A 12410-nucleotide genomic window follows, 5' to 3' on the forward strand; every position below is an offset into this window, starting at 1 on the left:
CTTTATCTGGAGAGCTATTTCTCGCTACCTGAAGAGATGTCCGCGACTAAAGCAACAGAAAGCGTATTTTCCAACGCCACTAAGCTTTCAACCGATATGGGTTTCATTGTTTTATAGATTGGCAGTCTCGGTTTTTTGCTCCAAACAATATTGTGCAAATAACGATACACTGTCTGCCATTGTCGAACCCGTTCCATACTCAATTTCGCTGCGTGTGACGGCGGTAACCAATGATCAAAATCTTGCCAAAAGACAGCGTTCCAATCGAGCTCCGAGGGGAACAGGGAATCAGCATTTTTCGGGGGCTGACTGACTCTGGGTGTCAAGTAACCCAAGGCGATCTGGTAGTGCTGACCTTCCCTTTCACTATTCGTTCTAAACCACTTTTCATTCCACCAGCTCAGTGTCTTTTGTTGAGGTTCACTGACTCTGTCGGCGTCGATGTCTGCGGCAACATGCCAATAATACAAATTGGCTGTCACGTTTTTTACGCGCGTATCAAATGCCGTGATGGCGGCTCCACGAACAAAACTTTCATGCTCTAACAGCAAATAAACCGATGACGTGTTCGCCAGTTGTTGATACAGAATTTGCATATGGGCGTGTGCAGCATAAACCGGACGAAGCAACGCACCTTTTGCTATCTGTCCGTGTTTCTCGTGACAATATGCCAGCTCATCAAACTGTGTTCTGGCCATGATTTTGGCATACGTTTTTTCTGCACGTGACAGTACGTTGGCTTCGCTATCTATGCCTTGCTCTTTTACTCGCGGCACATAATGACCCGCTTCCAAACATGACGCGTTATCTGCTGAAAGCAGCACGTTGTCACTGATGAGGTAAACATAGCCTGTTCGAGCATCAACGCTTGTTAACGTCCAAACATGGGTTTCCGCTTGTTTGTTCGCCGCTCGACTCAGACCTGAACGGCAAACCTGCACGTGGCTTCTCGTTTGAACGATCGGAGAGACTTTTTGTGATAACGCGCTAATTTCTACCCGTGTCATGACAGTGCTAAGTAAGCATGTCAGTTTCGCCATCCGCTCAGAAAACACCTTATTGCTGAGAGTTAATTCAGCCGCGAGGTCAACCGGCGAAATACCTGCCAACAAACCGTCTAGTAGCGGCTGTAACTGCTTTGACAAGGTGTTTGGATTAGCAAGGGTATGCACTTTTCTGCAATGTATGCACTGCACACGTGGGCTGCCTGAACGTGTCAGTCCATATTTCACGAACAATGGTTGCGCACAGCACCAAATGAGTGGAGAAACGTCTGGTATTCGCGTTTGAGCGATTTGTTCCGCTAGCGCAAGAATGGGGGGATTACTGAGTTCTGGTGGGTAAGCGCCACATTCAGGGCAATGCCAGGCGGCATACCCCAAACGTGAAGATCGAGAATACAAGGCAGGATCAGGGTTGCCACAGTTAACACAACTGAACGTTTTACAGCCATTGTATTCTCGACGAAATAACAAACTTCTATGTTCCTATCATTGCAAGGCGTTAGGCCTTATCGAGCAACATCAACCTGACGACCCAACGCTGGAACGGTTACCGCCTTGCGCGCTTTAAACTGATCAATCAGTACATCCATCACCAGCTTGCCTTGAGACACTGGCGTACCTTTTGCAAACACGTGGTAACCGTCACCGCCGCTTGCTGCATAAGAGTAAGTTGCTACGCTGTATTGCTTCGCGTCGTCCACTTTTTTACCGTTTATATGCAGTGTAAGCAGACGCTCACCTGCTGGTTTGCGGCTCTCATAGGTGGCTTCAATACCCGAGAATTGAGCAAGACCATATGGCAGTGTGTAGCTGTATTCCAGTAGTTCCTTCACTTGCTTGCCTGAAATAGACACCACCGCCAATTTGTCAGTGAACGGGAACACGTTCATCACGTTTTCCAACGTAACAGGGCCTTGGTTAAGGTCAACACGGATACTGCCTGAGCTCATCATCGCGATATCAGCGTTACCCGCATCACGCATCATGTCTGCGACCAAATTGCCAATATTAGATTCGCGGTAGTAGCGACGGAATGCCGTTTCGTTGATGGTGGCAATTTGCGCGCTAAGCTCTGGATACGCCGTGCGAGCATCATCAATCAGCTGACCGGTTTTCTCATCGCGCTTCAGCTTGTCAGACTCAACTGGGATGAGTTTTCCTTCTACCAGCTTTGCGGTGTTCTTGTCGGTGTCCACTTCAAACTTGGTGTAACCCAGGTATTTACCCTGACCGAAAGTTAAACCAACAACCGTGCCCGTTTCTGGGTGCACAACTGGCTCCCACAGACCGTGATCAGAGTGACCGCCGAAAATCACATCAACATTTTTCAGCTTGCCTGCCATCACGTAGTCTTCATCAAAACCGCGCTGTACTTCAGGATCCGCTTCTTTGTCAGTCTGCATTGGCGCAGTTTTATTTTGGTGAGTCAGTACAACAACCATGTCCACATCATCGTGGATTTTGTCTACCCAGTACTGGGTCACTTCTGTTGGATCGCCAATTGTCAGGCCTTTGCGGTTACCTTTCCACATGGTGTTGTAGAAGGCATCTATACCCATTACACCGACAACGCCAATGCGAACACCGTCTTTCTCAACAATGGTGTAAGGCTGTGCAAAAGGTGCATCGTTTTGTTCGAACTTGATGTTGGCATTCAACACTGGGTATGCCGCGCGTGGCATCACGCCTTTCAGCGTTTTCCAGCCGTATTCGAATTCATGGTTACCCAGCGTAATAGCGTCGTAACCCATTGCGCTGTAGAGATCGAACGCCAATTTACCTTGGGTCTTTTTCGACAAGGAGCCCGTGAAAATATCGCCCGCGTCAAACAGGAAGCTGGTGTCTTCTTTCGCTCTGGTTTCGTGGATCAAGGTCGCCAGATACGGAATACCACCAATACGTGTGATATCAGGATTCCAGAACGCATCGACAGGTTCGTACACACTTTCAATATCGTTGGTGTGCAGTAAAGTGATTTCTTTCACTTCCGCAGACACCGCAAAAGATTGGCTCATCAGCAAAAGACTAACAGGCAAAAGAACACGCTTATTGTTCATGTTTTCAATACTCTAAAAAGGAGGAAACAAAGCGGCATGAACTATAGAAAGGCGTTGAAATTGAGGATGTGATGCGAGTCACATCACAACGCAAACGTTTACGTCGAGCTCAACAGAGTTACCAAATGCGTTGGTGATATAGCACTAACCCCTCACCGCTTAGGTAGTTACGCAATGTGACTAAGACAGCTTGGGGTTAACGATTGGTGACTATTGAACGTGCTCGTTTACGCCGGACGGGTGGTTTCCCAATAGATGCGACGCTCTGCGGCGACAACACCAATCTCTTGCGAGAAGGTGTTCAACCAGCCCGCCGTCAGCAACGCAACGTTACGGTAGAAATCCGTTTGGGCACTGTTTTCCATTTCTTCAAGCATGGTAAAAGCGAACGGAAGTAAATGATAACTGAGCAATATCTTAACGCGCTCAACATCATCCCTTTCGAGCAGTACCGACAGCACCATCAGCATTAAGCCGATATGATCTTCAGGCTCTCGCACACCCGTGTTACTTTCTAACCCCACCTCTGACAAGAAAGCGCGGTACTCAATGGTAGAAGCACCAAACAGTGCGTTTTCATTATCGAGGTAAGCTGATCCCCATGGTGGGCAGGGCATGTCGCCACTGCCTTGCAGCAAACTAAAAAAGTCCGCCTCTAAAAAATCTGCATGGCTCGCTTCAGCACTTTCGCCTAGCAATCGAAGAAGCTCATCATTTTGATGCTTAAAGTCTCCAATAATTAACGAGGCAGTTTCTGAGGAGGGTGAATGGTACAGCAGCGCACCCAACAAGCGGGCTAAATTTGAGTCGTATTGCATGAGAGCCTTATTTTCGATGTTTTCTCGGAGTCTAGCCCTGTTGCAGCCCGAAAAATTTGCGCGCTATCAAACAAAACATTTCCGTTAACATATTTAATTTTCTCGATACATACATCTGAATGATATGTAATTTACAGATTATATGCCCAAAGTGTGATGTAAATATCACTTCCAGCATCTTGCATGTCATTCCCCCGCTTTCCGGATGATTTGTTGATTTGCCACAAGTTTCCATACCCCATTCCATAAGACATTCACGTGCGCGAGACGGTGAAACAACCGTTATCAAAACAAAAGAGAATGTCGTAGATGAAAAATACATTTAAAGCGTTGCTGTCAGGTGGCCTTTCGCGGAGAGACTTTGTGAAGTCATCATCCGCAATGGGTGGCTTAGCGGCGACCGCAGGCGCAGTCGCCCTGCCGTTTAAAACCAGTCCAGTAGCTGCTGCAACCGCTGCTGCGAAAGAAGAAAAAGTAGTGTGGAGCGCATGTACTGTTAACTGCGGTAGCCGCTGCCCTCTTCGCATGCACGTTGTTGATGGCGAAATCAAATGGGTTGAAACCGACAACACCGGTGACGATGAATACGGCAATCATCAGGTACGAGCCTGTCTGCGTGGCCGCTCTATGCGCCGTCGCGTATACAACCCAGACCGCCTGAAATATCCAATGAAGCGTGTGGGTAATCGCGGTGAAGGCAAGTTCAAGCGTATCACGTGGGAAGAAGCCTACGATGAAATCGCGAACAACATGAAACGCATCATCAAAGACTATGGCAACGAGGCGATCTACCTGAACTACGGTACGGGCACCTTGGGAGGCACTGTCACCAAATCATGGCCACCAGCGGGTTCACTGATCGCTCGAATGATGAACCTGACCGGTGGCTACCTAAACCATTACGGTGACTACTCAACGGCACAAATCAAAGAAGGCCTGAACTACACCTATGGTGGTTGGGGCGCAGGTAACTCTTTTTCCGATCTGGAAAACACCAAGCTGATTGTTCAGTTCGGTAACAACCCCGCTGAAACCCGCATGTCTGGCGGTGGCCTTATCCATCACATGATGGAAGGTAAAGCGCGTTCAAATGCTCGCATGATCATGATTGACCCACGCTACACCGACACCGCCGGTGGCCGTGAAGACCAGTGGATCCCAATTCGTCCGGGGACAGATGCTGCCTTTATTGCAGCCATGGCTCACGTCATGATCACTGAAGACTTGGTTGACCAAGCATTCTTAGATACCTACTGCGTCGGCTATGACGAAAAAACACTGCCAGCGTCCGCACCACCTAAGAGTGACTACAAGTCATACATCATGGGTGAAGGGCCGGATGGCATTGTGAAGACACCGCAATGGGCAGCATCTATCACAGGTATCCCTGCTGACATGATCATTAAAGCCGCGCGTGAAATTGGTTCAACCAAACCTTGTGCTGTTCTACAAGGATGGGGCCTGCAACGCACTGCAAATGGCGAAATCGCATCTCGCGCAGTGGCAATGCTAGCCTTGTTGACCGGTAACGTTGGTATCAACGGCGGTGGCACAGGTGCTCGTGAATCAGACTACAACATTCCGTTTGTACGCTTCCCTACTCTGACAAACCCTGTTCAAGCGTCTATCCCAATGTTCCTTTGGACTGATGCGATTGTTCGCGGAACAGAAATGACAGCGAAGCGTGATGGTATTCGCGGTGTTGATAAGCTGAACGTACCTATCAAATTTATCTGGAACTATGCGGGTAACTGCATCATCAACCAGCATTCAGATATCAACAAAACACACGATATCCTTCAAGATGATAAGGCGTGTGAGATGATCGTGGTTATCGACAACCACATGACATCGTCTGCGAAATACGCGGATATCGTATTGCCGGATTTAACCACGTCTGAGCAGATGGATTTCTGTATGGACACGAAAGCGGCGAACATGCCGTATTTCATCTTTGCTGACAAAGCCATCGAACCACAGTTTGAAGCCAAAGGCATTTTTGAGATGTGTTCAGAAATCTCTGCGCGTATGGGTGTTGGTGAGGCGTTCACCGAAGGCCGTGATCAAGAAGGTTGGCTGCGCCATCTTTACGCTTTAACCCGTGAAATGGACCCTTCACTGCCTGATTTTGAAACCATGCGTGAGCTGGGCATTTACAAACGCAAAGACCCGAATGGCCACTTTGTCGCATACAAAGCGTTCCGCGAAGATCCTGAAAACAACCCGTTGACCACCCCATCCGGCAAAATTGAAATCTATTCAGAGCGTTTGGCTGAATACGCCGCAACGTGGGAATTGGAAGACGATGAAGTCATCCATCCATTGCCTATCTATGTGTCAACGTTTGATGGCTGGGATCATGAAAAGCGCAAAACCTATCCACTTCAGTTGACCGGTTTCCACTACAAAGCGCGCTGCCACTCGACCTACGGAAATGTAGACGTCATTAAGGAAGCGGCACCTCAAGAAATGTGGATTAACCCAATTGATGCAGCAGAGCGCGGCATCGAGAACGGCGATTTGATCCGCATCTTTAACGACCGCGGTGAATTACATATTCCCGCCAAAGTGACGCCTCGTATTCTCCCAGGTGTGACTGCCTTGGGTGAAGGTGGTTGGTACGCACCGGGCAAAAACAAAATAGACAAAGGCGGTTGTATTAACGTGCTGACGTCTCAACGTCCTAGCCCGCTGGCAAAAGGCAATCCGCAACACACCAATTTGGTGGAAGTACAACTGGTGAAAAAGGCATAAGGGTTAAACCATGAAGCAATACGGTTTTTATATTGATTCAAGCAAGTGCACCGGTTGTAAAACCTGCCAACTGTCTTGCAAAGACAATAAAGATTTGGACGTCGGTGTTAACTTTCGCCGTGTTTACGAATATGCAGGCGGTAACTGGGTAAAAGATGGCGACACATGGCGACAGGATGTCTACTCCTATTACGTTTCCATGGCGTGTAACCATTGTTCTGAACCAGCATGTACCAAAGTTTGCCCAAGCGGCGCAATGCACAAGCGCGAAGATGGCTTTGTCGTTGTCGATACTGATACCTGTATCGGTTGTCAGTATTGTTCTATGGCTTGTCCTTACGGCGCGCCACAGTACGACGCAAACAAAGGCCACATGACCAAATGTGACGGCTGTTACGAGCGCGTTTCTGAAGGTCTGGAGCCAATTTGTGTTGGTTCTTGTCCGCTTCGTGCATTGGAGTTCGGCCCAATCGATGAACTGCGCGCCAAATATGGCGAACAAGCGGAAGTGGCTCCACTGCCGTCAGCCTCGTTGACCAAACCAAACATTGTTATCAAACCAAACCGCCATGCCCGCCCATGTGGAGACACCACTGGCTATCTGGCGAACCCGAAGGAGGTTTAATATGGCATGGCATGAATGGCCACTGGTCGTATTTACGGTATTTGCACAGACATCGGTCGGTGCATTTTTGGTGCTGAGTGTACTGTTACTCAGCAAGCAATTCTGCCCAGGTGGTGAACAACGTTTGCACAAAGCCATGTTTGGTCTTTGGGTGATCATGGGCCTTGGTTTCATGACATCGACCATGCACTTGGGCTCTCCACTGCGAGCGATGAACGCGTTAAACATGGTCGGTAAATCTTGGCTGTCTAACGAAATTGCTAGCGGTAGCGTGTTCTTTGCATTAGGCGGTTTTTACTGGCTATTGTCTATTCTGGACAAAGGCAGCGAAGGCTTGCGCAAAGTGCTGATGCTGGGCGCAATGAGTATGGGTGCTTTCTTTATGTACGCCATGATCATGGTGTATATGATTGATACTGTACCTACTTGGTACACTGGCCTGACGCCAGCTGCCTTCCTACTAACAATGGCTGTGAGTGGTCTTGCGCTAGCGCACCTGCTGCTTGTTGCTGCTAACCATAAAGTTCATTCAGCAGATACCATTTTGCCTCTAATGGGTTTGCTCTCGGCGATGGGTGTTGTCATTGCTGTAGCAATGCTTACGGCGCACTTAGGTAGTATTGAAACCAGCGCAACCTCTGCAATGGCTGTCGTACCAGAGATAGAAACTATCCTGCTCGTTCGCCTTAGCCTACTAACAACGGGGTTAGTGATGTGGTTGCTACCAGTATTCATGAAGCAAAAACCAGCACTTCCAGTCATGGTAATCGCATTTGTGCTTATCGTATTGTCTGAGCTAGTTGGCCGCGGCATGTTCTATGGCATGCATATGACTGCTGGCGTGTAAGCTTTAAACCGATAACATCGTGAACAAAAATCCCCTCTTCTGAGGGGATTTTTTTATCTGCACATCATTGTGAATTCAAGTTCTATCTATTTGTGCTTTGATATTCGCGGCCGCCTTTCGGGGGTGTTGAGCATGGCAAATAGCCGATACCAGCGCGATACCGTCCACGTTTGTTGCCACGACATCATCCAGATTGGACGCATTAATGCCACCGATAGCAACAATGGGGAAATGACTTTCGTTAACTGCACTGCGCAGCCCTTCAATGCCCCACTCTGTTTTCGTATCCGTTTTCGTCTGCGTGGAAAAAATGGCACTTAACCCCAAATAATCAACAGGTAAAGATGCCGCTTCTTCTAGCTGTGCCTTCGTTTCAATGGACAGCCCCAGAATTTTATCTGGCCCAATAAGATGACGCGCAAGTGCCGCGGGCATGTCTGACTGACCCAGGTGCACGCCGTCTGCATCTACCGCTAAGGCAACATCAACACGATCGTTGATAATCAAGGGCACACCCGTGCCCTTAAGAACGTCTTTTACTGCGTTCGCGCGATCTATGAATTGGCGAACATCACCGTGTTTTTCACGAACCTGCACCATGGTCACGCCACCTGCAACCGCTTCCTGCACGACCCATATCAGGGTCTCTAAATCTTGCTGATCATCCGTGACCAGATATAAACGATAAGGGTTCAACTGGCCTATTCCTGAACAGTCATGATGAGGCGTTGTGTTAACGTCTCAACGTCGAGTTGGTACAACGCATCCAGTATGTTCATCTGAAGGCTACCAGGGCCTGCTGATTTCTCCGCCGCGATTTCACCCGCCACACCCAGCACCGCTGCAGCTGCTAGACCCGTTTTTTCACCAACAGCGGCAAATGCCCCTGTCAGCGCAGAAAGGGTACAGCCCATCCCTGTCACATACGGCATCATGGCGTGGCCATTTTTAAGTTGGACATAGCCATCCATTTTTACGATGTAATCCGTTTCGCCTGATACAACCACAGAGCAGTTGTACGTTTCCACCAGATACTGCGCAGCCCCCAACGCCGCTTCGCTGCTGTCCAGAGCATCGACGCCTTTGGACTGACCTTGCTCACCTGCAAGCGCGATAATTTCAGACGCATTACCACGAATAATCAGTGAATCTGCCAACGCGGCGATTTGACGAGAAGTTTCCGTACGAATAGAACTTGCACCACAGCCTACCGGATCCAAAACAACCGTTTTTTTGTTGGCATTGGCTTGTTCTACCGCATGCAGCATTCGAGGCACCCAGACACTGTCCAACGTTCCAATGTTAATGACTAGCGAACCCGCAAAGTACATCATCTCAGCCATTTCTTTTTTAGAATGCGCCATAATTGGCGACGCCCCCACAGCTAATAATGCATTTGCTGTATTGTTCATCACAACATAGTTAGTGACATTCACCACTAATGGCTTCACTTCACGCACCCGACGAAGTGCGGACACTATAGTTTCAACGTTCATTGTTTATCCCTAACTCAAGCTCAAATTCAGTATGTTTTACCATCGGCAATTACCGCAGTTGTGTATGACCATTGAAGAAATGGTTTACTGGCCCGTGTCCTTCACCGACCTCAAGTTCATCTGCATGGGCGATGGCCTCAGAAATATATTGTTTACCTAGCTGAACGGCTTTTTGAAGGTCATTACCCTGAGCAAGGTAAGAGGCGATCGCCGAAGACAGCGAGCACCCGGTGCCGTGGGTATTTTTAGTTTTAATGCGTTTTGCTCGAAGTTCATCGACGGTGTCTTTCAGTATCAACAAATCATTGCTGCTTTCATCTTTCTCAAGATGCCCACCTTTTAGCAAAACACTCTTAGCACCCAGCAAACGAAGATCGACAATCATATTGCTCATTTCGTCTTCGTTGTTTGGAATAGCCAAGCCCGTCAATGCTGCACCTTCAGGAAGATTAGGCGTGATGATGTCTGCCAGTGGCAGTAATTCTGATTTCAAGGTGCTAATCGCATCCGTTTCCAGCAGTAAATCACCACTTGTTGCAACCATCACTGGATCTACCACCAAAAATTGTGGCCGGTATTGTTTAATCTTCTCCGCAACAGTACGGATAATGTTGCTGTCCGCCAGCATACCCACTTTAACGGCCACAATATTCAAATCGGAAAAAACGGCATCTAATTGGTGAGCAACGTGCTCAATTGGGATAGGAAATATCGCGGAGACACCTTGGGTGTTTTGCGCCGTGATGGCCGTAATGACAGAGCACGCATAACCGCCAGTTGCGGAGATAGCTTTAATGTCTGCCTGAATGCCTGCGCCGCCGCCGCTATCAGAGCCAGCAATCGTGAGGACAATGGGTGTTTTTGTTTGTTGGGTAGGTAACGTCATTTGTATTCCTAAACCAACGCTCAGGAACACGTGCTCGTGAAAGTAAGAGGCGATGCTCTTTACAATTGAGACACAAATAGTTCCCTACGTCAGTGCTAACTGAATCAGGTTCTACGGGTCATGCGAAATGCACTCTCAGCCAATAGGCTCCCCGACTATATCCACTTCATCCTATCAATTTTTTAACTAACTGCAATATAACTCTACATCGCGCCTATCTGTTTCGATCAGCTCACAAAACCACGGAGTGCTAATTAAGAAATTACCGATTGAGAACGTCTTGTTGCAGGACTCAAAAGAAAGCACGTAACTGACTGATATATATAATTATAACCAAACATGTAATTTGCTATCTTCATATGAAAATTCAGTCTTAATTCTTTTTATTTACCCCCTTGTAGCTTGCAGTGCATTGCTCGATAATCGCGCAAAATTTACACCAACTTTTTCCACCTTCCCTTTTTTAGGAAACCACCTTTGAGCACCAAGTATTCTCTACTGCGCACGCACTGCGACGCGCAGTTTTTCGGCCGTCTGATCAGTATTGGCTTGCCGATTGCGTTACAAACTATGCTGTTTTCCAGCCGAAGCCTGGTCGACATTCTTATGCTTGGTCAATTAGGCGAAGCGGATGTTGCTGCCATTGGTGTTGCTGGTAAAGCGTTGTTCGTTGCAACGATTCTGATCTTTGGTGTCACGACGGGTGGCTCATTGCTCACCGCCCAATATTGGGGCGCGGGGAACATTGAGGGTTTTCGTCGTAAAACCGCACTGACAGCCGTCATGACAACCATTGTTGCCGTGTTGTTCGCACTTATTTTCCTTTTCATTCCCCATGCGGTAATGGGGCTCGCGACAAACGATAGCAACGTCATCAATTTGGGCTCTCAGTATCTACAAATTACCTCGGTAGCAATGATCACCATTGCCATGGGAAGTAGCCTGAATGCATCCCTGCGAACAATGAACAAACCCGCAATTGGTACAGCGTTCAGCTTTGTCGGTATCAGCTTGAACTTGTTCCTTAACTGGGTGCTTATCTTCGGTAATTTGGGTTTTCCGGCACTTGGCATTGCCGGTGCGGCATGGGCAACCCTGTTGAGCGGTATCGTTGAAGTCATTCTTTTCTTCCTCTACGTGTATTGGAAGAAGCTAGAGTCTGCTTTTGGCATTCAACACGTTATCGAAGCGTTTGACCCTATTGGGATGAAGCGTTTTCTGTCGCTGTCATTCCCCATTGCCTTGAATCACTTAATTTGGTCTAGCGGTATCTTTGTGTATCACGCGATCTTGGGGCAGGCTGGTGTGGAAGGTCTGGCAGCACTTTCTGTGATCACGCCCATTGAGTCGTTTGCACTGGCCATGCTAATCGGTATTTCCAATGCCGCAAGTGTTGTGATGGGTAACCAACTTGGTGCCAATAAGTTAGAAGAGGTCTACCCGCAAGCATGGGGCATTGCTGCCTTTAGTTTTGTCGGCGCGCTACTCGTTGCGGGTGTAATGCTGTTGGTTTGCGACCCCATTTTGGGCCTGTTCTCCGCATTGTCGCCTAGCACCTTGGCACTAACTGAGAAGTTCTACTGGATGTTTGCAGGCATGCTGATCATCAAATCCGTACCTATGAGTATGATTGTTGGGGTACTTCGTGCAGGCGGAGATATCCGCTACTGTCTCTATCAAGACATTGCTGCGCAGTGGCTGATTGGCATTCCTGTCGTTGCTTTTGCAGCACTGGTGCTAAAAATACCTCTGGAATGGGTATACGCCCTGTTTGCTGTTGAAGAAATGGTGAAGTGGGTAGGCTCAATTTACCGTGTTCGCCGCAAAGTCTGGATCAAAAACCTGGTCGCTTAGTGCAGGCGACAAGCCTAACTGGCACAAACAAAAAGGGCGTTTTATCAACGCCCATTTTAATTCTTTAAA

General features: G+C 48.2%; 10 protein-coding genes and 1 riboswitch. Of the genes, 4 read left to right on the plus strand and 6 right to left on the minus strand.

The annotated features are described in order from the left end of the window. Positions 1–14: 14 nt before the first annotated feature. The 3 genes from LRP49_RS15735 to LRP49_RS15745 form a co-directional block, all read right to left on the minus strand. Complete coding sequence (locus LRP49_RS15735) at positions 15–1475, minus strand: hypothetical protein (RefSeq protein WP_274143256.1); 1461 nt, start codon at positions 1473–1475, stop codon at positions 15–17. A 35-nt stretch (positions 1476–1510) separates the two neighbouring features. Then, a complete protein-coding gene (locus LRP49_RS15740) occupies positions 1511–3019 on the minus strand; it encodes a bifunctional metallophosphatase/5'-nucleotidase (protein ID WP_420791595.1) in 1509 nt (502 codons plus the stop codon). A gap of 269 nt (positions 3020–3288) precedes the next feature. Next, entirely contained in the window at positions 3289–3879 is a 591-nt protein-coding gene (locus LRP49_RS15745) for a TorD/DmsD family molecular chaperone (RefSeq protein ID WP_274143258.1), read from the minus strand. Positions 3880–4188: 309 nt separating this feature from the next. Here LRP49_RS15745 and LRP49_RS15750 point away from each other — a divergent pair, with 309 nt between their 5' ends. The 3 genes from LRP49_RS15750 to LRP49_RS15760 are packed head-to-tail and all read left to right on the plus strand — an operon-like array spanning position 4189 to position 8105. Next, the gene (locus LRP49_RS15750; RefSeq protein ID WP_274143259.1) at positions 4189–6633 is read left to right on the plus strand and encodes a DmsA/YnfE/YnfF family dimethyl sulfoxide reductase; all 2445 of its coding nucleotides are present in this window, start codon (positions 4189–4191) and stop codon (positions 6631–6633) included. 10 nt (positions 6634–6643) lie between these two features. Beyond that, positions 6644–7258: a DMSO/selenate family reductase complex B subunit gene (locus tag LRP49_RS15755; protein ID WP_274143260.1), complete on the plus strand. Its 615-nt coding sequence runs from the start codon at positions 6644–6646 to the stop codon at positions 7256–7258. Between the two features lies 1 nt (position 7259). After that, positions 7260–8105 (plus strand): DmsC/YnfH family molybdoenzyme membrane anchor subunit, encoded by an 846-nt coding sequence (locus LRP49_RS15760; protein ID WP_274143261.1) that lies wholly within the window; start codon positions 7260–7262, stop codon positions 8103–8105. Between the two features lie 75 nt (positions 8106–8180). On the opposite strand, the gene thiE is transcribed toward LRP49_RS15760, so the two are convergent. From thiE to thiD, 3 genes are read right to left on the minus strand one after another with little or no spacing between them, the layout of a single operon-like run. Then, on the minus strand, positions 8181–8801 hold the full coding sequence (thiE, locus tag LRP49_RS15765) for a thiamine phosphate synthase (RefSeq protein WP_274143262.1): 621 nt from the start codon (positions 8799–8801) through the stop codon (positions 8181–8183). Positions 8802–8806: 5 nt separating this feature from the next. Next, a complete protein-coding gene (gene thiM / locus LRP49_RS15770; RefSeq protein WP_274143263.1) occupies positions 8807–9601 on the minus strand; it encodes a hydroxyethylthiazole kinase in 795 nt (264 codons plus the stop codon). 49 nt (positions 9602–9650) lie between these two features. Next, positions 9651–10487, minus strand: a complete 837-nt coding sequence (gene thiD / locus LRP49_RS15775; protein WP_274143264.1) for a bifunctional hydroxymethylpyrimidine kinase/phosphomethylpyrimidine kinase — start codon at positions 10485–10487, stop codon at positions 9651–9653. Between the two features lie 64 nt (positions 10488–10551). Further along, positions 10552–10651, minus strand: a riboswitch (TPP riboswitch). A gap of 313 nt (positions 10652–10964) precedes the next feature. Between thiD and LRP49_RS15780 the strand changes: the two genes are divergently transcribed. Continuing rightward, positions 10965–12341 carry an MATE family efflux transporter gene (locus LRP49_RS15780; RefSeq protein ID WP_274143265.1) on the plus strand — a complete coding sequence of 459 codons (1377 nt, stop codon included), beginning with the start codon at positions 10965–10967 and terminating at the stop codon, positions 12339–12341. Positions 12342–12410 lie beyond the last annotated feature (69 nt).

It is taken from the genome of Enterovibrio qingdaonensis (genome assembly GCF_028683135.1).
Taxonomy (GTDB): Bacteria; Pseudomonadota; Gammaproteobacteria; order Enterobacterales; family Vibrionaceae; genus Enterovibrio; species Enterovibrio qingdaonensis.